Annotated in this window: 29 protein-coding genes; 10 read left to right on the plus strand and 19 right to left on the minus strand. The window is 73.0% G+C overall.

Annotated features, from left to right (window positions below; all coding sequences use genetic code 11):
• Positions 1 to 49 precede the first annotated feature (49 nt).
• Positions 50 to 940, plus strand: a complete 891-nt coding sequence (locus tag EV562_RS33770; protein ID WP_133890680.1) for an NAD(P)-binding domain-containing protein — start codon at positions 50 to 52, stop codon at positions 938 to 940.
• Between the two features lie 23 nt (positions 941 to 963).
• On the opposite strand, the gene EV562_RS33775 is transcribed toward EV562_RS33770, so the two are convergent.
• Positions 964 to 3,066, minus strand: coding sequence for an AAA family ATPase (locus EV562_RS33775; protein ID WP_133890681.1), 2,103 nt, complete (start codon positions 3,064 to 3,066; stop codon positions 964 to 966).
• Between the two features lie 41 nt (positions 3,067 to 3,107).
• The gene (locus EV562_RS33780; RefSeq protein ID WP_133890682.1) at positions 3,108 to 3,719 is read right to left on the minus strand and encodes a TetR family transcriptional regulator; all 612 of its coding nucleotides are present in this window, start codon (positions 3,717 to 3,719) and stop codon (positions 3,108 to 3,110) included.
• 134 nt (positions 3,720 to 3,853) lie between these two features.
• Between EV562_RS33780 and EV562_RS33785 the strand changes: the two genes are divergently transcribed.
• On the plus strand, positions 3,854 to 4,648 hold the full coding sequence (locus EV562_RS33785) for an HAD-IA family hydrolase (RefSeq protein ID WP_133890683.1): 795 nt from the start codon (positions 3,854 to 3,856) through the stop codon (positions 4,646 to 4,648).
• On the opposite strand, the gene EV562_RS33790 is transcribed toward EV562_RS33785, so the two are convergent.
• A complete protein-coding gene (locus EV562_RS33790; protein ID WP_133890684.1) occupies positions 4,645 to 5,496 on the minus strand; it encodes an HAD family hydrolase in 852 nt (283 codons plus the stop codon). The two genes, EV562_RS33785 and EV562_RS33790, sit on opposite strands and share 4 nt — an antisense overlap.
• On the minus strand, positions 5,445 to 6,326 hold the full coding sequence (locus EV562_RS33795; protein ID WP_133890685.1) for a winged helix-turn-helix domain-containing protein: 882 nt from the start codon (positions 6,324 to 6,326) through the stop codon (positions 5,445 to 5,447). Before EV562_RS33795 ends, EV562_RS33790 begins: the two co-directional genes overlap by 52 nt.
• 181 nt (positions 6,327 to 6,507) lie before the next feature.
• On the opposite strand from EV562_RS33795, the gene EV562_RS33800 reads away from it, so the two are divergent.
• Positions 6,508 to 6,696 (plus strand): hypothetical protein, encoded by a 189-nt coding sequence (locus EV562_RS33800; RefSeq protein WP_133890686.1) that lies wholly within the window; start codon positions 6,508 to 6,510, stop codon positions 6,694 to 6,696.
• A 214-nt stretch (positions 6,697 to 6,910) separates the two neighbouring features.
• Positions 6,911 to 7,096, plus strand: a complete 186-nt coding sequence (locus EV562_RS33805; RefSeq protein ID WP_133890687.1) for a hypothetical protein — start codon at positions 6,911 to 6,913, stop codon at positions 7,094 to 7,096.
• Between the two features lie 187 nt (positions 7,097 to 7,283).
• On the opposite strand, the gene EV562_RS33810 is transcribed toward EV562_RS33805, so the two are convergent.
• The 3 genes from EV562_RS33810 to EV562_RS33820 all read right to left on the minus strand — a co-directional run bounded on the left by EV562_RS33810 (position 7,284) and on the right by EV562_RS33820 (position 10,360).
• Positions 7,284 to 8,537 (minus strand): GNAT family N-acetyltransferase, encoded by a 1,254-nt coding sequence (locus EV562_RS33810; RefSeq protein ID WP_133890688.1) that lies wholly within the window; start codon positions 8,535 to 8,537, stop codon positions 7,284 to 7,286.
• 59 nt (positions 8,538 to 8,596) lie between these two features.
• Positions 8,597 to 9,616 (minus strand): asparaginase, encoded by a 1,020-nt coding sequence (locus EV562_RS33815; protein WP_133890689.1) that lies wholly within the window; start codon positions 9,614 to 9,616, stop codon positions 8,597 to 8,599.
• 87 nt (positions 9,617 to 9,703) lie between these two features.
• Positions 9,704 to 10,360, minus strand: coding sequence for an aerial mycelium formation protein (locus EV562_RS33820; RefSeq protein ID WP_133890690.1), 657 nt, complete (start codon positions 10,358 to 10,360; stop codon positions 9,704 to 9,706).
• A gap of 179 nt (positions 10,361 to 10,539) precedes the next feature.
• On the opposite strand from EV562_RS33820, the gene dtd reads away from it, so the two are divergent.
• Positions 10,540 to 10,965 carry a D-aminoacyl-tRNA deacylase gene (gene dtd, locus EV562_RS33825; RefSeq protein ID WP_133890691.1) on the plus strand — a complete coding sequence of 142 codons (426 nt, stop codon included), beginning with the start codon at positions 10,540 to 10,542 and terminating at the stop codon, positions 10,963 to 10,965.
• Positions 10,966 to 11,001: 36 nt separating this feature from the next.
• Here the strand turns inward: dtd and EV562_RS33830 are convergent, their stop codons facing one another.
• The 5 genes from EV562_RS33830 to EV562_RS33855 form a co-directional block, all read right to left on the minus strand.
• The gene (locus tag EV562_RS33830) at positions 11,002 to 11,967 is read right to left on the minus strand and encodes a folate-binding protein YgfZ (RefSeq protein WP_133890692.1); all 966 of its coding nucleotides are present in this window, start codon (positions 11,965 to 11,967) and stop codon (positions 11,002 to 11,004) included.
• A gap of 20 nt (positions 11,968 to 11,987) precedes the next feature.
• On the minus strand, positions 11,988 to 12,425 hold the full coding sequence (locus EV562_RS33835; RefSeq protein WP_133890693.1) for a transcriptional repressor: 438 nt from the start codon (positions 12,423 to 12,425) through the stop codon (positions 11,988 to 11,990).
• Between the two features lie 15 nt (positions 12,426 to 12,440).
• Positions 12,441 to 13,016 carry an FABP family protein gene (locus tag EV562_RS33840; RefSeq protein ID WP_133890694.1) on the minus strand — a complete coding sequence of 192 codons (576 nt, stop codon included), beginning with the start codon at positions 13,014 to 13,016 and terminating at the stop codon, positions 12,441 to 12,443.
• A 168-nt stretch (positions 13,017 to 13,184) separates the two neighbouring features.
• Positions 13,185 to 13,397: a DUF397 domain-containing protein gene (locus EV562_RS33850; protein WP_133890695.1), complete on the minus strand. Its 213-nt coding sequence runs from the start codon at positions 13,395 to 13,397 to the stop codon at positions 13,185 to 13,187.
• Positions 13,379 to 14,221 (minus strand): helix-turn-helix transcriptional regulator, encoded by an 843-nt coding sequence (locus tag EV562_RS33855; RefSeq protein ID WP_133890696.1) that lies wholly within the window; start codon positions 14,219 to 14,221, stop codon positions 13,379 to 13,381. The genes EV562_RS33850 and EV562_RS33855 overlap by 19 nt, the downstream gene beginning before the upstream one ends.
• 172 nt (positions 14,222 to 14,393) lie before the next feature.
• On the opposite strand from EV562_RS33855, the gene EV562_RS33860 reads away from it, so the two are divergent.
• From EV562_RS33860 to EV562_RS33870, 3 genes are read left to right on the plus strand one after another with little or no spacing between them, the layout of a single operon-like run.
• Positions 14,394 to 14,786 (plus strand): hypothetical protein, encoded by a 393-nt coding sequence (locus EV562_RS33860; protein WP_133890697.1) that lies wholly within the window; start codon positions 14,394 to 14,396, stop codon positions 14,784 to 14,786.
• On the plus strand, positions 14,783 to 15,040 hold the full coding sequence (locus tag EV562_RS33865) for a hypothetical protein (protein ID WP_133890698.1): 258 nt from the start codon (positions 14,783 to 14,785) through the stop codon (positions 15,038 to 15,040). The genes EV562_RS33860 and EV562_RS33865 overlap by 4 nt, the downstream gene beginning before the upstream one ends.
• Before the next feature lie 28 nt (positions 15,041 to 15,068).
• A complete protein-coding gene (locus EV562_RS33870) occupies positions 15,069 to 15,431 on the plus strand; it encodes a DsrE family protein (protein WP_104635647.1) in 363 nt (120 codons plus the stop codon).
• 24 nt (positions 15,432 to 15,455) lie between these two features.
• On the opposite strand, the gene EV562_RS33875 is transcribed toward EV562_RS33870, so the two are convergent.
• The 7 genes from EV562_RS33875 to EV562_RS33910 all read right to left on the minus strand — a co-directional run bounded on the left by EV562_RS33875 (position 15,456) and on the right by EV562_RS33910 (position 20,944).
• A complete protein-coding gene (locus tag EV562_RS33875) occupies positions 15,456 to 15,716 on the minus strand; it encodes a DUF3099 domain-containing protein (RefSeq protein WP_133890699.1) in 261 nt (86 codons plus the stop codon).
• Positions 15,717 to 15,811: 95 nt separating this feature from the next.
• Positions 15,812 to 16,099: a DUF1416 domain-containing protein gene (locus EV562_RS33880; RefSeq protein WP_115743318.1), complete on the minus strand. Its 288-nt coding sequence runs from the start codon at positions 16,097 to 16,099 to the stop codon at positions 15,812 to 15,814.
• 31 nt (positions 16,100 to 16,130) lie between these two features.
• The gene (locus EV562_RS33885) at positions 16,131 to 16,976 is read right to left on the minus strand and encodes a sulfurtransferase (protein ID WP_133890700.1); all 846 of its coding nucleotides are present in this window, start codon (positions 16,974 to 16,976) and stop codon (positions 16,131 to 16,133) included.
• A 491-nt stretch (positions 16,977 to 17,467) separates the two neighbouring features.
• Positions 17,468 to 18,205, minus strand: a complete 738-nt coding sequence (locus tag EV562_RS33895; RefSeq protein ID WP_133890701.1) for a DUF2993 domain-containing protein — start codon at positions 18,203 to 18,205, stop codon at positions 17,468 to 17,470.
• 221 nt (positions 18,206 to 18,426) lie between these two features.
• Positions 18,427 to 19,740, minus strand: coding sequence for a hypothetical protein (locus EV562_RS33900; RefSeq protein WP_133890702.1), 1,314 nt, complete (start codon positions 19,738 to 19,740; stop codon positions 18,427 to 18,429).
• Positions 19,741 to 19,743: 3 nt separating this feature from the next.
• Positions 19,744 to 19,998, minus strand: coding sequence for a MoaD/ThiS family protein (locus EV562_RS33905; RefSeq protein ID WP_133890703.1), 255 nt, complete (start codon positions 19,996 to 19,998; stop codon positions 19,744 to 19,746).
• An 85-nt stretch (positions 19,999 to 20,083) separates the two neighbouring features.
• A complete protein-coding gene (locus EV562_RS33910) occupies positions 20,084 to 20,944 on the minus strand; it encodes an alpha/beta fold hydrolase (protein ID WP_208298480.1) in 861 nt (286 codons plus the stop codon).
• A gap of 255 nt (positions 20,945 to 21,199) precedes the next feature.
• On the opposite strand from EV562_RS33910, the gene EV562_RS33915 reads away from it, so the two are divergent.
• Both EV562_RS33915 and EV562_RS33920 read left to right on the plus strand, forming a co-directional pair.
• Positions 21,200 to 22,000: a response regulator transcription factor gene (locus EV562_RS33915; RefSeq protein ID WP_133890704.1), complete on the plus strand. Its 801-nt coding sequence runs from the start codon at positions 21,200 to 21,202 to the stop codon at positions 21,998 to 22,000.
• Between the two features lie 43 nt (positions 22,001 to 22,043).
• Entirely contained in the window at positions 22,044 to 23,066 is a 1,023-nt protein-coding gene (locus EV562_RS33920) for a LacI family DNA-binding transcriptional regulator (protein ID WP_115743311.1), read from the plus strand.
• Positions 23,067 to 23,549: the final 483 nt, after the last annotated feature.

Consider the following 23,549-nt stretch of genomic DNA (forward strand, 5'->3'; position numbering starts at 1 on the left):
GGTGCCCCCATTCATGAGCAATTGTTCGTCACATTACGGGAGTTGAAGCATGTCCGCACACACCGGGCGGTCCTCCGCCGTCACCGTCGTCGGTCTGGGCCCGATGGGCCGGACGCTGGCCGCCGCGTTCCTGGACGCCGGGCTCGCGACCACCGTCTGGAACCGCACGCCGGGCCGGGACACCGATCTGACCGCCCGGGGCGCGGTCGCCGCCGCGTCGCCCGAGGAGGCGGTGGCCGCCTCGCCGCTGACGGTCGTCTGCGTGGTGAACTACGACGCCTCGGACGCCGTACTGCGCCAGGAGGCCGTGACCTCCGCGCTCAAGGGCCGGACCGTCGTGAACCTGAGCGCCGACGTTCCCGGCCGCGCCCGGGACACGGCCGAGTGGGCCGCCCGGCACGGCGTCCGCTACCTGGACGGCGCCATCATGACCCCCACCCCGACCATCGGCACGGACGACGCGGTGTTCCTGCACAGCGGCCCCCGGGAGCTGTACGAGGAGCACCGGCCGGTGCTGGCGGCACTCGGCGGCACCCACACCCACCTGGGCGAGGACCCCGCACGGGCCGCCGCCTACGACATCGCGCTGCTCGACATCTTCTGGACGGCGATGGCGGGTTACACGCACGCCCTCGCCGTGGCCCGGGCGGAGGGCGTGACCGGTGCGGAGCTGGCGCCGTTCGCGCAGGGCATCGCGGCCATCCTGCCGCCGCTGTTCACCGAGTTCGCCGCCGACACCGACGCCGGTACGTACTCGGGCGAACTGAACCCGATCACCTCGGCCGTCTCGACCATGGCGCACGTCGTCCACGCCTCCGAGGCGCACGGCATCGACGCGAGCCTGATGCGGGTGATCGAGGGGCAGGCCCGCCGGGTCGTCGCCCGGGGGCACGGCTCGGACGGGTACACCCGCGTCGCGGACGTGATCACCGGCCGCTGACCGGGGCGGCGCGGCGCGGCGCCTCAGAACGGCAGCGGACGCGCGTGGATCACGTCCAGGCGGGACACGGCCCGGGTGAGCACCACGTACAGGAGGTGCAGGCCCCGGCCTCCCGGGCCCAGTGCCGCCGCGATCTCGGCCGGTTCGACGGCGACGACGTGGTCGTACTCCAGGCCCTTGACCACGCTCGCCGCGACCACGGCCACCCGGGCGCCCGGCGTCTCGTCCCCCGACGCCGCGACGCCGGCCGCGTCGAGGGCCGCCCGCAGCCGGGGCACGTCCGGGTCGGCGGCGACGACGCCCACCGAGCCCTCCCGGGTGAGTGCGTGCCGTACGGCGTCCACGACGGTGTCCGGCAGGGCGTCGGGCGGGGTCTCGCGCAGCGTCAGCTCGCCGTCGCCGCGCAGGGAACGGGCCGGCGGTACGTCCACGTCGAGCCGTGCCAGGAGCCGGTTGGTGAGGCCCACGACCTCCTTCGGCACCCGGAACCCCGTGCTGAGCGGCACCACGGCGGCGCCGGGGCGGCCCAGGTGGGCGAGGACGGTGCGCCAGGAGCGCGCGGCCCACGGCGTGGTGCCCTGGGCGAGGTCACCGAGGACGGTGAGCGAACCGAAGGCGCAGCGGCGGGCGATGGCCCGGCACTCCATCGGGGAGAGGTCCTGGGCCTCGTCGACGACGATGTGGCCGTAGCCCTCGGGGTGGTCGAGGAGTCCGGCGACCTCGTCGAGCAGGACCTGGTCGGCGGCGGACCAGCGCGCCGACTTCCACGACCGAGGGGGCCGGCCCGGCCACAGCAGGGCCTGCTGCTCGTCGCCGTCCAGCAGGCCCTCGGCCGCCCGCGCCAGTTCGGCGGGGTCGCCGAGCAGCGGTGCGAGCACCTCCTCCGGACGTACCCGGGGCCACACCGCGTCGAGAGCCGCGCCGACCGGACGGGCCCGTTCGACGCGGCGCAGCCAGGCGTTGGTCTGCGGCCCGGCGCGCCGTTCGGCGAGCCTCTGGACGTGGCGCACGATCCGGGCCCGCACCCGCTCGCGCCCGACGGTGTACGGCGGTTCCTCCTCCCGTACGTCGGCGACGATGCGGGCCAGCGCCTCGGCCGGGACGCGCCAGCGGTAGGAGCCGTCCGGTACGGCGAGGTCGTCCGCGGCGCCGGGGTCCACGCGCGCGTACAGGGCGCGGCGCAGCACCTCGGCCGTCCGGGCGTCGTGCTTGAGGGCGGCGGTCCGGGCGTCGTCGGTGCGGGTGACCGGGTGCCGGGCGATCTCCCGCGCGAGCGTGGACTGCCGTACGCCGCTCTCACCGAGGGCGGGGAGCACCTCGGCGATGTAGGCGAGGAAGGTCGGGTTGGGGCCGAGGATCAGCAGTCCCGCGCGCTGGATGCGCTGCGGGTGGGTGTAGAGCAGGTACGCGGCCCGGTGCAGGCCCACGGCGGTCTTGCCGGTGCCCGGGGCGCCCTGGACGCAGACGGTGTCGCCGAGTCCGGCGCGGACGAGGTCGTCCTGGTCGGGCTGGATGGTGGCGGCGATGTCCCGCATCGGTCCGACCCGGGGGCGTTCGATCTCCCGCGCGACGATCGTGCTCGCCCGGGACTCGCCCCGGCCGAGGTGTTCGTCCTCCATGCCGGTGAGGTCGGCGCGGTCGCCCCGGCTGCCCGGTGCCCATCCGAAGCGGCGGCGGACGGCGACGCCGCGGGGGTCGCCGGGGGTGGCCTGGTAGAAGGCGCGGGATACGGGGGCGCGCCAGTCGACGACGAGGGGCGGGGCGGCCGGGTGCTCGGTGATCCGCAGCCGGCCGATGTGCAGCGCCCGCACGGCGTCCCCGCCCTCCGCCTCCACCTCCGCCGCTCCGTCCCGTTCCCCCTCCCCTTCCCCCTCCGCTTCCGCTTCCGTGAAGTCCAGCCGGCCGAAGAACAGCGGCCCCTCGGGCAGTTCGCGCATCTCCTTGGCCCGGCTGCGCAGCCGGTACCCGAGGACCTCGGCGTCGGCACCGGAGGCGGAGACGTCTTCGCCGGTGACGACGTGTTCCTGGGCGCCCTCGACCATCGCGGTGAGGACGGCACGGCAGTGCTCGTGGTGGGCGCGTTCCCCATCGAGGGCGCGCTGGAGGGCGAGATCGGTCGACGTCATTCCAGCAAGCATAGAGGAAAGGCGTTACTCGGTTACATTATTTACTTCGTCATGCGTTGCGGCAGTCCTGCCGCCAGCCCCGCGAACGCCCGCTCGGCCGCCGCCACCGCGTCCGGCCGTACGTCCTCGACCCGTTCCCCGTCGGCGATCCGCCGCCAGTTGTCCAGCGCGAGGATGCGCTGCACGGCGATGATCTGCCCGGCGGCCAGCCTGGCCTCCAGGTCGCCGCCGAGCGCCTCGGCGAGCGCGGCCTCGGACCGCTCCAGCTGGGTGTGCATGCGGGCGACCAGGGACGGGGTGCCGTAGAGCAGCCGGTGGAAGGCGAGTACGGCGGGATGGTCGTTGAGTCCGGTCACCGGGTCGCACCGCTCCAGCCCCGCCAGGAAGTGCCGCCGCAGCGCTTCGACCGGCGCCGGACCCCTCCCCGCCACCCGGGCCGCCTCGTCCTCGTGGTCGGCGATGCGGTGGAGGACGAGGTCTTCCTTGGCCGGGAAGTACCGGAAGAGCGTCGGCTTGGAGACCTCGGCCGCGGCGGCCACCTCCGCGACGGACACCGCGTCGAAGCCCCTCTCCAGGAAGAGGGCGACGGCGACGTCCGACAGCGTGCGATACATCCGCTGCTTCTTGCGCTCGCGCAGACCGGGGGTGCTCATGGGGCGAGCCTAGAGCCTGCGCGGGACCACCCCAGCCGGCCGTCGAGCGCGCCGACGTGGACCGGACGCGGCATCGCGCCGCACCCGTCCGCGTCGCGGCGACGCCTCCGCGCCGGGTGCGGGAGACTGCCTCGGTGACCGACACAGGCCCCGGCCTCGACGGCCTCGACGTCCTCGACGACCTCGACGACCCGGTCGCGGCGCTGCGCGCGTTCGGCTCCGCCCGAGCGGTGCTGTTCGACTTCGACGGTCCGGTCTGCGACCTGTTCGCGGGCTCCACCACGGCCGTCACCGCGGAGCGGATCAAGCGGACGGCCCGGCGGCACTGGGGGCCGCTCGACCCCGCGGTCGAGACGTGCGACGACGCCCACGGCGTCCTCCGTCCCCTCCGGGAGATGTACGAGCGCTCCGCACCCGCCGCCGGCGCCCTCCCGCTGGAACTCGCCGAGGCCGCCGTCACCGCCCTGGAGCGGCGGGCCGTGCGCACCGCGCTCCCCACCCCGCACCTGGACGCCCTCGTCGACCTGCTCCTCGGCCGCGGCAAACGCCTGGCCGTCGTCAGCAACAACGCGGAGGAGCCGATCCGGAAGTACCTCGGCACCCACGGGCCGGGCCCGGTGTTCGCCGGGGTCTTCGGCCGGGCACCCCACGACGCACGGCTCATGAAGCCGCACCCGGACTGCGTGCACCGGGCCCTGCGCCACCTGGACCTGCCCGCCTCCGACTGCCTGCTCGTGGGTGACCAGCTCACCGACCTCGAGGCCGCCCGGTCGGCCGGGACCGGCTTCCTCGGACTCACCCGCCACCCGGGACGCGCGCTGCGGATGGCGCGGGGCGGCGCCGACGCGGTGATGTCCTCGTACCTGCCGGTCCTGCGGGCCGCCGACGCCCTGGCCGCCTGCGAGCAGCGCGCCGGGCGCCGGGTCTAGTTCCCCGGGGCCGAGGCGTCCCGCACCGTCCGCAGCACCTCTTCGAGGGAGTGGACGAGCACCTCCGCGCCCGCGGACCGCAGTTGCTGCTCCTTGCGGTCGTTGCGCGCGTAGCCCAGGAAGGGCACGCCGGCCTTCCCGGCGGCGGCCACGTCGGCGGGGGAGTCCCCGACCATCAGGGCGTGCGCGGGGGCGACACCCCACGCGCGCAGGGCGCGCTCCAGCGTGTACGGGTCGGGCTTGAGCAGGCGCGGGTCGCGGGTCCGGCCGTAGACGTGCGGGGTGACGTGGGGGCTGACGTGGGGGGTGAAACAGCCCAGCAGGCCGCGAGCCTCCAGGTACGCGCTCACCGCGCGGGGCGAGTTGTTGGTCGTGACGGCGAGGCCGACGCCCTGCGCGGCCCAGGTGCGGATCAGGGGGTCCGCGTACGGGGTCGGCCGGGCGGTGGCGACGGCGCGCAGCTCCTCCCGGGTCAGCCGTTCCTCGAACTCGGCGACCACGTCACCGTGACGGCGCTCGCGGTCGACGGCGGCCAGCAGGAGGAACGGGTCCGGGTGCACCCGCTCCTCCCGGGTCAGCAACCCGTCGTGGCCGACGTCCGCCAGCCAGTCCACCAGCTCCCTCGCCACGTCGTCGGCCGGGTGTCCCGCGAACAGTCTGCAGACGGGGCCGTCGAAGTCCCACAGGACGACGCGGGCGCCCATGACCAGGTCCCGCAGGGACTCGGGCCGTCCGCCCTCCTGGACGCGTCCGGCCCGCTCGCCCACCGGTTCCCCCCGCTCCGCCCCGGACGTCACTAGGAGAGCGCCATCTCCATGGAGATGGTGTCCCACAGGGCGTCGAACCAGTTCTGCGACTCCTCCACGAACATCGCCTCACGGTGACCGGCGCGCCTGCGGAACGAGAACAGCAGCGACTGGGAGCCGAGCGCGTCGTACATCTCCAGCGTCCGGCCCTCGTACTCCTCCTCGCGCCGCGTCACCCGGTAGTAGCCGAAGAGGGCTTCCTCGCCGTTGAGCAGGTAGAGCTTGGTCGGCGGGGTGAACGGCAGGGTGCGGAAGGCCACCCGCACGTCGACCTGGCGGCTGACCTTCCGCACGCCGTGCAGGTTGTGCCGGAGCACCCGGGCGTGCGCGTCGCGCATCTCCAGCCAGCGGCGGTGGACCGGGTCGTGCGCGTCCTCCCCGACCAGGACGGGGAAGGCCAGGGCGATGGCGCTCGACGGCACCAGCACCCGGAACTCGATCGCCTCGGGCTGGAGCCGCCCCTCGTGGATCAGGCGGAGCGGCTCGCTGAGCGCCATCATCAGGGTCTCCGAGGTGTGGCACACGACGTCGATCCGCACCCGTGGCGCGGCGAACGCCTCCGCCAGGCGCGGCCCGAGCGAGACCGCCGTCGGCTGCGGCTCATCGCCCCGGACGGGGGCGGGCTCGGCGATCCGGGGCGGGCTGCCCTTGCTGACGTTGGTGAGCAGCCCGTCCTCCTGGAGCGCGCGCAGCGCCTGGCGTACGGTGCCGCGCTCCACGCCGAACTCCTCGGCCAGTTCGGCCTGGGTCGGCAGGCGGTCACCCGCCTTGAGGTCTCCCCCGCCGATCCGCTCCCGCAGGACGTCGGCGATCTCCTGGGACGAAAGCCTTCTGCTGCCGTTCACGGACACGTTCTCCTGAGTCACGACCAAACGCTACAACTTCGGCCTACCTACCGGGAGTTGATTGAAACTTGTTTACAGATGGAAGCCAAGTGGGAACAACATAGCTAGAGTTGGTTGCCAACTTATCCCGGTTGGCGGAAGTTTACCTTCCCGAAGACGCGAATCCGAGGACTTCCGGCCGCCCGAACTTCCCGAAGGGGGGAAGACCATGCCCGTCCTGACCCTAGTCTCCGCGGTCTTCGTCATCGCCTTCGAGCAGATCGTCCAGTGGCGGTACGGCGTCACCGGAATTGTCGGCCTGCTCCTGCTCACCATAGGAATCAAGGCCAAGAGCCCCTCCGTCAGCTCCGCGGGAGCGGTGCTGCTGGCTCTCCTGGTCGCGGGTTCCGCACTGTGACCCGGGACGGGCGGGCCGGAGGGACACGACTTCGGCCCGCCCGTCCCGCAGCGCTTCGCGCCACCCACAACTTCTCGCCATCCTGCGGTAGTTCACCGAAAGGTGGTTACGAGTCTCTTCCAAGTGGAGATACGTAGCGGTAAGTTGGCAGCCAACTTGGGCAACGTGGTCGATCCTCACAAGGGTTGGCCACCACGGTGACAGGGGGTCCACCATGCCGCTCATCGCCATCGTCGTCGCCGCTCTGGCCATCGGGTTCGAGCAGCTCGTGCAATGGAGGTACGGGCCGATGGGCATCATCGCGTTCGTCGCGCTCTCCATCGGCATCAAGGCGAAGAACACCGTGATCGGCGGTGTCGGTGCGGTGATCCTCGTGATGCTGCTCGCCCAGTCCGGCTGAACCGACGTCCCGACCGGCCGGGCCCCCTTCCGGAGGGGAGCCGGGAGCCCGGCCGGTCGGCAGGCACCACGCACGACAACCACAACCACAACCACAACCACAACTGAAGAGCACCACCAGCACGACAGCACGTCAGCACGCGCTACGGATGCGCACGTCCACCCGTCACCGGCGGAAGGGGGTCACCTCAGAACATGTCCGGGCACCATGGCCGCCTGGACGTACGCAGCAGGGCGTCGACCACACGGGCGGCGCCCGCTCGTTCTTCCCGCACCCGGCCGAGCGCGGTCAGCCGCACGGCCGACTCGTCACCGAGCCACAGCGCCGCCAGGTCCCCCACGTCGAGGGCGAGATCGGCGCTCTCGGTGGTCCGCGTGCAGGACGCCCCGTCCGGGCCCGCCTCCAGCCGCCGGCGTCCGCCGGTCAGCCCTCCGCCGTCCGCGACCTCCAGCACCACCGAGCCCCGGCCCTCGTACGTCCGGGACTCCAGCGCCGCCGCGACGTCGAGGATCCGCACCCACAGCCAGTCCGCCTGCGTGGTGATCCGGGCCGCGCGCGGGTCCGGCAGCAGGTGCGGGAGCAGGTCGTCCGGTGAGCGCCAGCCGCTCTTCACCGTCTGGACCCAGTCGATCGAGCACAGGAAGTGCCACAGCGCGCGCTCGGCGGCCGGCGTCACACCGATCAGCCAGTCGACGGTCGCCGTGTTCAACGGCTGCTTGGCGTCCCAGCGGTCGTCGGTCCGGTACGAGGCCATGCCCTCGACCTCGCCGTCCGCCGAGCGGTACAGGGCGTAGTAGGGCTCGGTCCACGGCGCGCCGCTGAAGTTCGCCACGCCCGTCCGGTACTCCCACCACCGCTCCGTCCGGCTGACCGCGCCCGGCTGGGCCCGGCGCAGCCGCTCGTGCAGCCCGGGTCCGAGCCTGCGCACCTCGTCACCGTCCACGAGGTCGATCCGGCCGCCGTCCTCCGGGACCGCCCGGCGCGGGTCGAGACCGGCGCGGGGCACGTCGACCGTCCACTCGGTCATCGTCGTGGCGGGCCCGAAGCCGTACCGGCCGTAGATCGGGTACTCCGCCGCGATCAGCGTCGCGACGACGTCTCCGCGCTCCTTCGCCGCCGCCAGGTCCTGCGCCATCATCCGGGTGAGCAGGCCGCGGCGGCGGTGGGTCGGGGTGACGGTGACGTTGGAGACCGCGTCGGCACGGACCGGGCGGCCCCCGACGGCCGTCAGCTCCTGGTCGAAGGACCGGAAGGTGGCGACGCAGCGTTCCCCGTCGAAGGCACCGAGCGACCGGCCCGGCACGAACTCCAGGCGCCGGGCGTCCAACTGCTCGGCGGCGACGAGCGGCGGTTGCAGGAACCCGGTGTTCAGGGCCCGGTTCCAGTCGGGGAACTCGGCCTCGGTGATGGGGCGTACGTCGATCTCGGTGCGGCGGCTCATACGCTCACCGTAGGTCGGCGCCCCCGTCGGCGTCGCGGGGATTAGCGGCGTCCGGAGAGTCAGAAGGCCGCCCGGACCTCCCCCACCTCCCGGTCTCCGCCCAGCAGGGGCGCCCGGCCGATGCGGTCGACGACCGGGCCGTCCACGCCCAGCAGGGCCAGCGCACGGGCCAGCACCGGGCCCAGCGCCCGGCCCGCGCCGTCCTCGATCTTGAAGGCGAGGGCGCGGCCGTCGGGCAGGGCCACCGCCTGGACGGCTTCGGCGCCCATCTTGGAGAGGGTGCCGGGCACCTCGCGCATCAGCCAGGTGTCGGCGCGGCGGCTGCCGGCGACGTACTCGGGGTGGGCGCGCATCGCGTCGGCGACCCGGCGCTCGGCCGAGCCGGCCTCGGCGGTGACGAAGGAGCGGAAGGCGCGGGCCAGGCCGACCAGGCTGATCGCCATCAGCGGCGCCCCGCACCCGTCCGTGCCGACCGCGGCGACCGGCTCGCCCGCCGCGTCCTCCACCACCTTGTGGATGATCCGCTGGAGCGGGTGCTCGGGGTCGAGGTAGCTCTCCAGCGGCCAGCCCCGCTGGGCGCAGACCGCGAGCATCGCGGTGTGCTTGCCGGAGCAGTTCATGGTGACGCGGTCGGGCACGGCGCCCGACGCCAGGTACGTGTCGCGCTCCTCGGCGTCCAGCGGCTGATCGGGCGGGCACTGGAGCAGCGCCGGGTCCAGGCCGTACTCGGCCAGCATCTTGCGGACCAGGTCCCGGTGAAACGGTTCTCCGGAGTGGCTCGCGGCAGCCAGCGCCAGCCGCTCCCCCGCGAGGTCGAGACCGGCCCGCAGGACGCCCGCCGCCTGCATCGGCTTGTTGGAGGAACGCGGGAAGACCGGTGCCGTCACCTCCCCCAGCGCCAGCTCCACCGCTCCGTCGGCGCCCAGCACGACCAGGCTGCCCCGGTGCCGCCCCTCGACGAACCCGGACCGGACGACCTCGGCCAGGACGGGCGGCACGACGGGCGAGAGGGCGGAGGTGGGTGACGACTGGTTCGCAAGCGGCTGCTGCGACGGCTGGGGCGACTGGGGCGCGGGCATCGGCGGTGGCCTTCCGGAACGGGCGACCCCCCGCGGCGACGGCCCGGGATCACCGGACCCCGGAGGCGGCGCGAGGCCGCCCCCGTGTCACACGAGCAGGTCGTCGACTTGTGCTTCCCCTTCACGGTACCGGCGTGCGATCTCCGCGCCGCAGCCGTCCGCGGTGCGCTGCAACCGCTGCCGGCTCCGGGAGACCTGCTGCTCGTAGCGCACGAGCCGCCCCATCCCCGCGGTCAGCTCCAGATCGGTGCGGGCCGTCAGGTCGGACAGCTCCACCTCGCCGAGCATCTCCGCGGCCAGCCGCCGGCACTCCTCGCTGCGCGGAGTGGCCAGCGTCACGTGACGGGCGGAGGAGCGCTGCCGCGCCGGCGCGTCGGCGAGGATCTCCGACAGCCGCTCGACCACGGACCCGGTCGCCGCGGTGGTGACCACGGACGAGGGCGACGCGGACCCGCGCCCCGCCAGCTCCGCGCGCAGGATGTCGATACGGCCCTGCAACAGCCGCCGTACGTAGCTGAGGTCGGCCTCCTCACGCTGGGCGTCCCGGCGCAGCGTGCGCAGCTCCGGCAGGCTCAGCGCGGTCAGGTCGTGCTCCGCGGAATCCCCCGGCAGCGCGGGGCTGTCCGTGCGCTGCACGGGCGGCCTGGGCGACTCCGGGCCGCCCGGTCCGACCGGACCCCCGGGGCCACCCGGACGTGTCAACGCGGCAGTCCCGAACGACTGCCCCGTACTCGGTGTGCTCATGTGCCTCAACCGTCCCCTCGCCCGGCGCCTGGAAGCATGGTGCCACCCCGCATGGCCGCTATGTGACCGAGTGCCCCCGATCGGCCCCGATCGGCCCCAGATGGGGGGTTACGGAGCGATACGAAACCCCGCACGGGCCCGCCCGTACCGGCTCCGGGGACGCACGGCATCATGACGGGATGCGTGCAGTGGTGCAGAGGGTGGACGGCGCGAGCGTCGTCGTGGACGGCGAGACCGTGGGCGCGATCGAGGGCGAGGGCCTGTGCGTCCTGGTCGGGGTCACCCACGACGACACCGAGGAGAAGGCGGCGCAGCTGGCCCGCAAGCTCTGGTCGGTGCGGATCCTGCACGACGAGAAGTCGTGCAGCGACCTCGACGCCCCGCTCCTGGTCATCAGCCAGTTCACCCTGTACGGCGACGCCCGCAAGGGCCGCCGCCCCACCTGGAACGCCGCCGCTCCGGGCGACGTGGCCGAGCCGCTGGTCGACGAGGTCGTCGCGCGGCTGCGCGCCCTGGGCGCGACCGTGGCGACGGGCCGCTTCGGCGCGCAGATGCGGGTGTCCCTGACGAACGACGGCCCGTTCACGGTCCTCCTGGAGGTCTGAACCGGCTCTCGGCCCGGCCCTCCTCGGCCCGGCTCGCTACGGCTCGACGACCGTCTCCTGCGCGGCCGCCGTGTCCTCGGCCGTCAGCCGGGCGTCCACCGGCACGTTCCGCTTCACCAGGGCGAGGGCGACCGGGCCCAGCTCGTGGTGGCGTACGGACGTGGTGACGAAGCCGACCTTCCGGCCGTCGGGGCCGTCGTCGGCGAGGCGGATCTCCGCGCCGTTCGGCGGCAGGTGCACCTCGCTGCCGTCCAGGTGCAGGAAGACCAGCCGGCGCGGCGGCTTGCCGAGGTTCTGCACCCGGGCGACGGTCTCCTGCCCGCGGTAGCAGCCCTTCTGAAGGTGCACGGCCGTGCCGATCCAGCCCAGCTCGTGCGGGATGGTCCGGTGGTCGGTCTCGAAGCCGAGACGCGGGCGGTGCTGCTCGACGCGCAGCGCCTCGTGGGCCAGGATCCCGGCCGCGGGCCCGGCCTGGGCGGCGAACGCCTCCAGCTCCTCCCGCGGCAGGAACAGGTCACGGCCGTACGGCGTCTCGCGGACGGCGGCGGAGTCGGGGGCCTGGGCGATCGAACCGGCCGGCAGGTGCACCACGGCGGTGTCGGCGGTGCGGTCGGCGACCTCGACCCGGTAGAAGAACTTCATCGACTCCAGGTAGGCGATCAGCGCCTCCTGGGTGCCGGGCTCCACATGGGCCCAGACGGTCGCGCCGTCGTCGACGAGGTACAGGGCGTGCTCGATGTGGCCGTTCGCGGAGAGGATCAGCGCCTCGGTGGCCTGGCCGGCCGGCAGGTCGCTGACGTGCTGGGTGAGCAGCAGGTGCAGCCAGCTCAGCCGGTCGTCGCCCGTCACGGTGACGACACCGCGGTGGGAGAGGTCGACGAAGCCGGTGCCGTCGGCGAGGGCACGCTGCTCGCGGAACAGGTCGCCGTAGTGGGCGGCGACGCCTTCGTCCACACCCTCGGCGGGAACGGCGCCGGGCAGGGACAGCAGGGGGCTCTTCATACGCCCAGCCTACGACTCGCTCACGACTCGGTAGTTGAACCCTTCAGGGAACAGCTCTCGCACCGGCCGAAGATCGCGAAGTGCTTCATGTCGGTGTCGAAGCCGAACTGCTCGCGCAGCTTGGCGGTGAAGTCGGCGGCCACCGACACGTCGGCCTCGATGACGTCGGTGCAGTCCCGGCAGACCAGGTGGATGTGGTGGTGCCGGTCGGCCAGGTGGTAGGTGGGCGCACCGTGCCCGAGATGGGCGTGGCTGACCAGCCCCAGCTCCTCCAGCAGCTCCAGCGTGCGGTACACGGTGGAGATGTTGATCCCCGACGCCGTCTTCCGCACTTGGCCGAGGATGTCGTCGGGGGTCGCGTGCTCGAGGGTGTCCACGGCTTCGAGCACCAGCTGCCGCTGGGGCGTCAGCCGGTAGCCGCGCTGCCTGAGGTCGCTCTTCCAGTCGGTGCTCACCACACCACGAGTCTAGGACTACTTGAAGAAAGCGATCCCGTCGTCCGGCATGTCGTCCGGCAGGGCCTTGGCCCAGCGCTCGACGTCCTCCGGGGTGACGACCTTCTTCAGGTGCGCCGACATGTAGGGGCGCAGCTCGACCTCGGGGGTCTGCTTCTCGCCGACCCACATCAGGTCGCTCTTGACGTAGCCGTACAGCCGCTTGCCGCCGGTGTACGGCTCAGAAGCCGCCGTCCGGGCGACCGCGTCCGTGACCAGGTCGATCTGGGGCTTCTGGTCGGCCAGCTCGCCGTACCAGATCTCGATGACGCCGTCGTCGCGGACCATCGTGACCTCGACCTTGCGGTCGGCGTCGATGCGCCAGAAGCCGTGCTCGGACTCCAGGGGACGGACCTTGTTGCCGTCGTTGTCCAGCACCCAGGTGTGCGACTGGTACTCCAGGAAGTCCCGGCCGTCGTGGGTGAAGGAGACCTCCTGGCCGAAGTTGCACTTCTCGGCGCCGGGGAAGTCGTGCACGCCCGCACCGGCCCAGTCGCCGAGCAGGAAGGCGAGCGGGACGAGGCCCTTGTGCAGGTCGGACGGGATCTCGATCATGAGCGGTACTTCCTGGCGTCGGTGATCAGCGCTGGCCCTGGTACAGCTTCTTCACGGTCAGACCGGCGAAGGCGAGGACGCCGACGCAGACCAGGACCAGCAGGGCTTCGAAGAAGATCTCCACGGGGTGCTCCTTGAGCGGGGGGCATAAACAGGGCCGACCTCAGCTTACGCGGCCCTTCCCGGCTCTTCTCGCCGGACTCCGTCCAGGAAGGCGACCCACGCGGGGGCGGCGAAGAGGAGGGCTCCGCGAGCGGGGTCCTTGCTGTCCCGGACGGGGACGAGGGGGAGGCCGGGGGCGACCTCGACGCAGTTGCCGCCGCTTGAGTTGCTGTAGCTGCTCCTGCGCCAAGACACGGTGCTCAGGTCGATGGCTCGCATGGCGCTTCCTCCAACGTCCGCAGGATGAACTCGCGCGACTCGGCCGGTGACAGCGCCAGGTCACGCGTCGCATCGTACCTGCGCTGAAGCAGCTCAACCGAGGCGTTTTCCTCGACCAGTTCACCGCGCAAATCGTTCTCGATGTAGGCCACTACGCGGCCGTTCGGCAGCCGCAGAAACATCACGTCGGTGTTGGTCAGCCCGTGCCGCCCGGCAGTGAACGGCAGCACGTGGAGGGTGATGTTCGCACGCTCGGACATCTCCACCAAGTGAGTCAACTGCTCACGCCATGCACCCATGTCGCGCAGCAACGTACGCAGCACCGCCTCGGAGAGAATGACGCGAAACGGCGGTGGGGTGTCGCCCTCCAACAACTGCCGGCGACCGAGACGTGCCTCGACCTGCTGCTCAAGCTCGGGGACCGTCAGCCAGCCTGCGGCAAGAGCCTCGCGCGCGTACCCGGCGGTCTGAAGGAGCCCCGGCGGGGCGCTCACCGCGTAGTACCACAGGCTGATCGCCTCGGCCTCCAGGATCATGTACCGCCGGTACTGCTCCCGGAACTGCGTCGGGTCCGCCACCGCCAGCTCCCACAGGGTGAGCAGCATGCCGCCCGTGCCGTGGTACTGGTCCAGCGCCTCCACGATCTCCGGGCCGCCCAGCGTGTGGCCGTTCTCCATCTTTCCGAACTGGGACGCGTCCCACCCCACCGCCTCCGCCATGCCCCGCAGGGACACGCCCCGCCCCTGCCGGAGCAGCCGCAGCTCCTCCGCGAACCGCGCCCTCGGTTCCTGACTGCGACCCGTGATCGCCCTCCGCTGCGGCACCGCACCCCTCCCGGCTGTGGAATTTGTGGAATTTGGAGCGCCCGGTGTGGCACTAGCGGCCGTTCCGGGCTTGGCGACCCCCGTCGTGGGTCATGCTCGTACTGCGCACCACTACGCAGAGTATGGCAACTGTCGCATTCCGTATAGATGTTGACGTAAGGGAGCGAACCGCGTGAGAACTGAACCGGCCGCCTACGAGCCCGGCACCGTGCTCTACGACACCGCGGCCGCCAGGGTCGGCGAGTACCGGGGCCGCAGCGGGGCGCGGGTGATGCTGCGCCCCCTCGGCGGCGGCCGGGAGTGGGAGGCGGAGCCGGCCGCGCTGCGCCCGGCGACCGACCGGGAGCGCCTCGGGGCGAGCCTGCGCGCCGCGAACGACCGCACGCTCGCCACACCACCGGCCCCCGGAGACCCCGAGCGGCCGCCCCGGCCGGTCCCCGACTGCGCGGCCTGCGCCTGGCTCGCCGACCGGCGGGAAGCCGCCCGCGCGGCGTTCGACCACAGCGCGGTGACGGACGCGAACGTCCTGCTGCGCCAGCACCAGCGCAAGGAGCACGAGGCATGACCTGCGACGGCGGACTGCCCTACGAGGAGTGCCGGCGGGCGCAGCGGCTCTCGCCCCGGCGGGACCGGGCTCCCCTCTCCCCCGGCTTCGCGATGCCGCCGTTCCACCCGGACCACCCGCCGAGGCCCGCGCCGAGGCACGGGGCCGGGGCCCGGCACCGGCGGCGCGGCCGGCTGGACGGTGCCACCGTGAGCGGCCTGCTCACCGTGCTGTGCGTGGCGACGCTGCTGGTGACGATCGCCTTCGGGGTGTGACGCCGCCCGCGCGGGCTACGCTTCCGGCATGGCGAAGAAGCTCGTGATCAAGGTGACGGCGGGGGCGGACGCGCCCGAGCGGTGCTCGCAGGCGTTCACGGTGGCGGCGGTGGCCGTGGCCAGTGGGGTCGACGTGTCGCTGTGGCTGACCGGTGAGTCCGCCTGGTTCGCGGTGCCGGGACGCGCGGCCGAGTTCGACCTGCCGCACGCCGCGCCGCTGCCCGACCTGCTCGACTCGCTCCTCGCGGGCGGCCGGGTGACCCTGTGCACCCAGTGCGCCGCCCGCCGCGACCTCACCGAGAAGGACGTCATCGAGGGCGTGCGGATCGCGGGCGCGCAGGTGTTCGTGCAGGAGGCGCTGGCCGACGACACGCAGGCGCTCGTCTACTGACGCCGCGCCGCGCGGAGGGGGCGCTCAGTGCGGGCGCTTCTTCCCGTCCAGCTCGTCCCACCACTCGTCGGACTGGGCGTCGCCCGACGGGTCGTCCCACCAGCGGTCGTCCGGGCCGCGCCGGTTCGCGAACATCGCGGCGACCGGCGGGATGACCATGGCCACGACGCACAGGCCCACGGCCGCCGGGACGGACCAGAGGCGCACGACCGCCCAGGCCAGGACGAAGAGGACGATGCAGGTCCCCATCATGGCGAAGTAGACGTGGCGCCGCCGCGCGTACATGTCTCCAGCGTAGGCCCGGCATGCCGGAGGGGCCGCACCCCAGGCGTCCAACCCGGTGGGTGCGGCCCCTCGGCCGTCGCGCGGCGCGTGGGCCGTCAGACGGCGATCGCGACCTCCGCCAGTCCGCCCTGCTGGGCGACGACCGTGCGGTCGGCGGTGCCGCCGGGGACGAGCGCGCGCAGGGTCCAGGTGCCCTCGGCCGCGTAGAAGCGGAACTGGCCCGTCGCGGAGGTCGGGACCTCCGCCGTGAACTCGCCGGTGGCGTCCAGCAGACGGACGTAGCCGGTCACCGGCTCGCCGTCGCGGGTCACCTGGCCCTGGATGGTGGTCTCACCGGGCTTGATCGTCGAGGCGTCGGGGCCGCCGGCCTTCGCTCCGCACATGTCGTACTCCTGAGGGGTTGAGGGGGCGGACTTACTTGTTGGCGCCGAGCTCGATCGGCACGCCGACGAGGGAGCCGTACTCGGTCCAGGAGCCGTCGTAGTTCTTGACGTTCTCCACGCCCAGCAGCTCGTGCAGCACGAACCAGGTCAGGGCCGAGCGCTCGCCGATGCGGCAGTAGGCGATGGTGTCCTTCGCCAGGTCGACCTGCTCGTCGGTGTAGAGCTGCTTGAGCTCGTCGTCCGACTTGAAGGTGCCGTCGTCGTTGGCGTTCTTCGACCACGGGATGTTGCGGGCGGACGGGACGTGGCCCGGACGCTGCGACTGCTCCTGCGGGAGGTGGGCCGGGGCGAGCAGCTTGCCGGAGAACTCGTCGGGCGAGCGCACGTCGACCAGGTTCTGCGCGCCGATCGCCTTGACGACGTCGTCGCGGAAGGCGCGGATCGCGGTGTTCTGCGGCTTGGCCTTGTAGTCGGTGGCGGCGCGCTGCGGCACCTCGTCGCCGGCGACCAGCTCGCGGGCGTCCAGCTCCCACTTCTTGCGGCCGCCGTCGAGGAGCTTGACGTTCTCGTGGCCGTACAGCTTGAAGTACCAGTAGGCGTAGGACGCGAACCAGTTGTTGTTGCCGCCGTAGAGGACCACCAGCGTGTCGTTGGCGATGCCCTTGGCCGACAGGAGCTTCTCGAAGCCCTCCTGGTCGACGAAGTCGCGGCGGACCGGGTCCTGGAGGTCCTGCGTCCAGTCGATCCGGATCGCGTTCTTGATGTGGTTCTTCTCGTAGGCGGACGTGTCCTCGTCCACCTCGACGATCGCGATGTTCGGGTCGTCCAGGTGGTCCTGCAGCCAGTCGGCGTCGACCAGGACGTCGCTGCGGCTCATGTTCTCTCCTCCGGGGCAGTTGGCGGCGGGGCATGGTGCGAGGGGGTGCGCGCCCGGGCCGGGCGGCGGCACGGCGCGCGGATGCCCAGGGCAGGGCGGGGTGAGGGATGAGGGGACACGGACGGCGGCGTCGCCGTCCACCTCAGAAGGTGCGACAGAGCATGGCGGCAACGCGGCACAGGTCCACTGCCCGCCGCTTCGTGAGATCCGCCTGTCGCTTCATAGGTCCCGATCGTAGGGATCGGAGGCGGGTCGTGTCACCGACGTGTCGCATGATGAGACGGGATCGTCCGGAGTGTGGGATCGGAGCGGGATCCGGGCAGGCGCCGGGGGCCCCGCGGACCGGGGCGGGCGTCTGCGCATCTGCGGAACGGACGGTGCCGTCTCGCCTGTCGGACGACGCCGGGCACCGTCATGGCGGCGAGAGCGCCGCGGACGGGGCGTCGGGGGGCCGCCTGCGGGCGGCCGACCCACGTCCTACCCGGCCAGCTCTACCCGGCCAGCCTGACGTTCGAACCCTTCACCGTGATCTCGACGCCGTCCTTCGCCGCCTCGACCTTGTCCAGCTCGATGCCGCCCGGCAGTTCGTCGATGGTCTGCTGGAAGTCGGTGATGGCCCGGATCCGGGACTCGGCGAGCTGCCTGCCGCCTATCTCGGGCAGTCCGTCGGCGACGACCTCGACGTCGTCGTCCTTGACCTTGACCGAGCTGAGCACGTCGATCGGCTCGGGCACCTCGACGCCCAGGATCGATGCCTGCAACGACACCTTGATCTTTCCGTTGCCGCCGTCGGAGAGGCCGACGACCTTGGCGTCGACACCGGGCGCGATCTGCGTGGGCTCGGACTTGGTGGCCTTCATCAGCTCGTCGTAGCCGACGGTCGCGGTGCCGGTGGCGCTGGCCGCGGTGGCGGAGCTGTAGTCGCCGGAGAACTCGACGCCCTTCATGTGCGCGCGCAGGGTGGCGATGCGGATCTTCTCGTCGCCGTTGCCGGTGGACGCCTCGTAGTCGTCGATGCCGACTTCCACGTCGTCCAGTTCGCCGCCGGCGACCTGGGTGAGGAAGGGGAAGCCGTTGATGGAGACGTCCGGCGTGGAGGCCAGGTTCTCGGTGCTGCGCAGCTTGTCCGCCGCCTCGTCCTCGGCGAAGTTCACGGCGACACGGTCGGCGATCACGAAGAGGCCGCCCAGGATCACGACGACGATCAACAGTATTCGCAGTGCGCGCATGCGGTGATTCCCCAACCCTGGACGCTCGACGGCGACGGACCGACGACCGGCGGCCGTCCAGCGCGAGCGTAACGCGGGCCGTGGGCACCCCCCGGATTTTGTCGAACAGCTGTGACAGGGGGTGCCGTACCGGCGCGGCTAGGGGGTGTCGTTTGGATCAGGTCGGCTCCGGGCGACGGTGCCCTGTTGCCGACCCACGACAAGATCCAAACGAGACCCCCCTAGGCCAGGGCCCGGCCCAGGAGGTACACGGCCGGGGCCGCCGCCGCGAGGGGCAGGGCCACGCCCGCCGTGAAGTGGACGAAGCGGGAGGGGTAGTCGTAGGCCGCGACCCGGAGACCGATCAGCGCGCACACCGCCGCGCCCGCGCCGAGCAGCGCCCCCGACGCCCCGAAGTCCGTCAGCGAACCGGCCGCGATCCCCGCACCGGCCGCCGCGAGCAGGGCGACCACCACCGACGCCGGGGCCGGCAGCGGCAGGGCCCGGGCCACGGCGGCCACGGCGACGGCGATCCCGCCGACGGTCACCGCGTCCGCGTCGGCGGCCAGGTACCCGCCCGCGACGACGGCCAGGGCGGCCGCGGCGATGGTCGCCATCAGGCCGTACATCCGCTCGTCCGGGTCGGCGTGCGAGCGCAGCTGAAGGACGAGCGAGAGCAGCACCCACACCCCGAGCGTGCCGAGGATCGCCGCCGGGGAGCGGTCCGACGCCAGCATCGCCACGTCGGCGGCGAGCGCGCCCGCGAAGCCCAGCGCGATGCCCTGCCGGGCCGGCCACATGCCGTTCAGCCGGAACCAGCCGGCCGCGGTGACGGCCTGGAGCACGACGAGCGGCACGAGGAGCGCGTACGTGCCGAGCGCCGCCGCGCCGGACAGCAGCAGCCCCAGCAGCGCGGTGAGGCCGGCCGGCTGCATGCCCGGGTCGATGACCGGCGAACGCCCCTCGGCCCGGGCCCGCTGCGCGTCCGTGATCCGCGTGTTCCCGGCGACCGTCGCGGGACCGTAGCCCGGCTCGTCGGAGTCCCCGGGCGCGGAAGCGGGGGCGGAGGCCGCGGGCGCGGGTCCGGGCGTGGGCGCGGGCGGCTCGTACGGCTGGGGCTCGGGCTGCGGCGCGTACGTCTGCGGCTGCGGCTGGGGCTGCGGCGCGTACGGCTGGGGCTGGGGCTGGGGCTGCGGCTGCGGCGCGTACGGCTGGGGCTCGGGCTGGTACGGCGCGCGCTGCGGCTGGGAATGGGGCTGGTACGGCTGCTGCTGTCCGTAGCCCTGCGCCGGGTACGGCTCAGGCTGGGGCTGGGCGTGCGGCGGCAGGTACGCCGTCTCCTCCGCGGAGACCGGCGGCTGCATCTGCGTCTCCCAGGTCTGCCCCTGCCACTGCTGCGTGTACTGGCCGGCGTTCGGGTCCGGCTGCTCCCCGTAGCCCTCGTACGGGTACGGCTGGTACGGCTGCTGCCCGGGCCACGCCTGCCCGTCGTCTCCCTCGTACGGCTGCTGCCCGTACGGCTGCTGTCCGTACGGCTGATACGGCTGGTCGGTCATCGCTCACCCTCCTGCGAACGGCGGGAGCACCTCGACCGTGCCGCCGTCGGCCAGCCGTACCGTCTCATGCCCGCGCGTGCCGACGGGGTCACCGTCGACGAGGAACGAGCAGCGCAGCAGCACGCGCGTGAGTTCGCCGGGGTGCCGCTCGCGCACCGCGTCGAGCGCGTCGGCGAGCGTCGCCGCGTCGCAGGGCTCCTCGGCCACCCCCGCCGCGGCCTTCGCGGCGGCCCAGTAGCGCACCGTGACCTTTGCCATCTGGTTCCTTCGTCGCCGGAGCCGATCGGCGTCGGCGACGTGTGGGTGTCGGCGTCGTCGTCGATCGGCGGTGAACAACGTCAGGCTAGCCCGCCCGCGCCACCGCCCAGTCGCCGATGCGGTGCAGCAGGGCCTCGTCCGAGGCGTTCTCGGCGTGGCCCATGCCGGGCTCCAGCCACAGTTCACCGTGGTCACCGGCCGCCTCGGCCAGCATCCGGGGGTGATCAAGGGGAAAGTAGCCGTCCCGGTCGCCGTGCACGACGAGCAACGGCGTCGGCGCGATCCGTCCCGCCGCCTCCACCGGCGACAACGGCACCGGGTCCCAGTCCCGGTGGTGGATGCGGGTGCGCAGGCCGTACCGGCCCACCACGCGCCCGGCGGGGCGCATCACCAGCCAGTGCAGCCGGCGCATCGGCGCCGTGCCCCGGTAGTACCAGCGGGCGGGGGAGCTGACCGACACGACGGCGTCCGTGCCCGCCCCGGGGTCACCGGCGTACAGCGCCGCGTGCCGCAGGACCACCGAGCCGCCCATGGAGAAGCCGACGGTCGCCACGCGCGCGTGCCCGAAGCCGCGCGCCCACGTCACCGCCGCCGCCAGGTCGAGCACCTCGCGGTCCCCGACGGTGGACCGTCCGCCGGACGCGCCGTGGCCCCGGAAGGAGAACGTGACGACGGCACCGTGCCGCGCGAACGCCGCCGCGATGCGTCGCACGTGCGGCCGGTCGGCGTCGCCCGTGAAACCGTGCGCGACGACGAACACCAGGTCAGAGGGGTCCCGCCCGGCCGGTCCCGGCTCGTACACGGCGTCGATGGGGACCCCGTCGGCCGTACGGAGGAAGGTGCGCGCGGGTGTGCGGCGCGGCGCTCCCCGGGGCGTCTCGGGATGCGGACGATTGGCTGGACCACGGGTGGAACGCGCCACATGACCCGGCGGTCGGTTGCTCATGTCGGCTATTCTGCTGGGCAGAGGACTCGGGCAACGTAGCCCCCGGGTCCTTTTGTGCTTCCGGGAGCGATGCCGGGCGGTCGCCGGGCATTCACCTCGCGGACGCGCGGCGGGCCCCACGGGCACGGGACCCGCACCCGCACGACCTGTACGAAGCAGTGCCGCAAACGTCCTCGCAGGGACCCAGGAGGAACCAGACGTTATGGGCGAGCGAACCGGGCACGACCACGAACCGTCCCAGGCAGGTGGGGCGCGATGAGTTCTCTGCTGCTCCTGACCAACGCCCTCCAGCCGTCGACGGAGGTGCTCCCCGCTCTCGGCCTGCTGCTGCACAACGTGCGCGTCGCTCCCGCCGAGGGCCCCGCGCTCGTCGACACCCCGGGCGCGGACGTCATCCTCGTCGACGGCCGCCGCGACCTCCCCCAGATCCGCAGCCTCTGCCAGCTGCTGCGCTCCACGGGCCTGAGCTGTCCGCTGGTCCTGGTGGTCACCGAGGGCGGCCTGGCCGCCGTCACCGCCGACTGGGGCATCGACGACGTACTGCTGGACACCGCCGGTCCGGCGGAGGTCGAGGCGCGGCTGCGGCTGGCCATGGGCCGCCAGCAGATCGGCGGCGACGACTCCCCGATGGAGATCCGCAACGGCGACCTGTCGGTGGACGAGGCGACCTACTCCGCGAAGCTCAAGGGCCGGGTCCTGGACCTGACCTTCAAGGAGTTCGAGCTGCTGAAGTACCTCGCCCAGCACCCCGGCCGGGTGTTCACGCGTGCGCAGCTGCTCCAGGAGGTGTGGGGGTACGACTACTTCGGCGGCACCCGCACGGTCGACGTGCACGTACGGCGGTTGCGCGCCAAACTCGGCCCCGAGCACGAGTCGCTGATCGGCACCGTCCGCAACGTCGGCTACCGCTTCGTGACGCCGGAGAAGCCCGAGAAGGGCGAGAAGGCGGAGAAGGCCGACGACGACGCGCGGTCCGACCGGGCGAAGCCGGGAGCCGACCGGGACCGGGCCGACACGGCGGCCGAGGCGGCGGGCGCACGGGCATCCAACGTGTGATACGCCCTGCCCGGAGCGGGTTCCATCCGCGTAGACTCCGCGCGTGGCCAAGGTGACTCGGGATGATGTGGCGCGACTGGCGGGGACTTCCACCGCCGTCGTCAGTTACGTCATCAACAACGGACCCCGGCCGGTCGCCCCGGCCACGCGCGAGCGTGTCCTCGCCGCGATCAAGGAACTGGGGTACCGGCCGGACCGGGTCGCCCAGGCCATGGCGTCGCGGCGCACGGATCTCATAGGCCTGATCGTGCCGGACGCGCGCCAGCCGTTCTTCGCGGAGATGGCGCACGCGGTCGAATGGGCCGCCTCCGAGCGCGGCAAGATGGTGCTCGTCGGCAACAGCGACTACGTCGGCGAGCGCGAGGTCCACTACCTGCGCGCCTTCCTCGGCATGCGGGTCTCGGGCCTGATCCTGGTCAGCCACGCGCTGAACGACAACGCCGCCGCCGAGATCGACGCCTGGGACGCCCGGGTGGTGCTGCTGCACGAGCGCCCCGAGGCGATCGACGACGTCGCCGTCGTCACCGACGACCTGGGCGGCGCCCAGCTCGCCGTGCGCCACCTGCTGGAGCACGGGTACGAGTACGTGGCCTGCATGGGCGGCACCGCCGAGACCCCGTCGGTGGGTGACCCGGTCTCCGACCACGTCGAGGGCTGGAAGCGCGCGATGAAGGAGGCCGGGCTCTCCACCGAGGGGCGGCTCTTCGAAGCGCCGTACAACCGCTACGACGCCTACCGCGTGGGCCTGGAGCTGCTCTCCGGGCCGCAGCGGCCGCCCGCGATCTTCTGCTCCACCGACGACCAGGCGATCGGCCTGCTGCGGGCGGCCCGCGAGCTGCGCATCGACGTGCCCGGCGAGCTGGCGGTGGCCGGTTTCGACGACATCAAGGAGGCGGATCTCGCCGATCCGCCGCTGACGACGGTCGCCTCGGACCGGTCGGCGATGGCGCGGGCCGCGGTGGACCTGGTGCTGGACGACGGTCTGCGGGTGGCGGGCTCCCGGCGCGAGCGGCTGAAGGTGTTCCCGTCACAGCTGGTCGTACGGCAGTCCTGCGGCTGCGCGTAGCCGTCTCCGCGGCGGGCGCCCGCCCGAGGGGCTTCTCCCGACGGGCGGCTTCTCTATGGGCGTCTCCCGAGGGGCGTCTCCCGATGGGCGCCTTGCCGACGGGCGGCCTCCCGACCGACGGCCTCCCGACCGGCGGTCTCCCGACCGGCGGCTTCCCGACCGGCGGCCTCCCGACCCGCGGCCTCCCGACCCGCGGCCTCCCGACCGGCGGCTTCCCAACCGGCGGCTTCCTGGCAGGCGGCTTCTCTATGGGCGTCTCCCGGCGGGCGTCTCCCGACGGGCGCATTGCCGACGGGCGGCCTCCCGACCGGCGGCTTCCCGAGGGGTGGCTTCCTGAGGGGCGGCTCCCCCGGCGGGCGGCTCCCCGACCGGCGGCTCCCCGACCGGCGGCTCGCCGAGGGGCGGCTTTATATCGGGCATACGAGGTTCTGCCGGGCTTCTCAGGCGGCACTCAGGCCGCTCTCATCCGCGGGCGGGAAGCTC

The sequence above is a fragment of the Streptomyces sp. BK208 genome (genome assembly GCF_004364245.1).
Classification (GTDB): Bacteria; Actinomycetota; Actinomycetes; order Streptomycetales; family Streptomycetaceae; genus Streptomyces.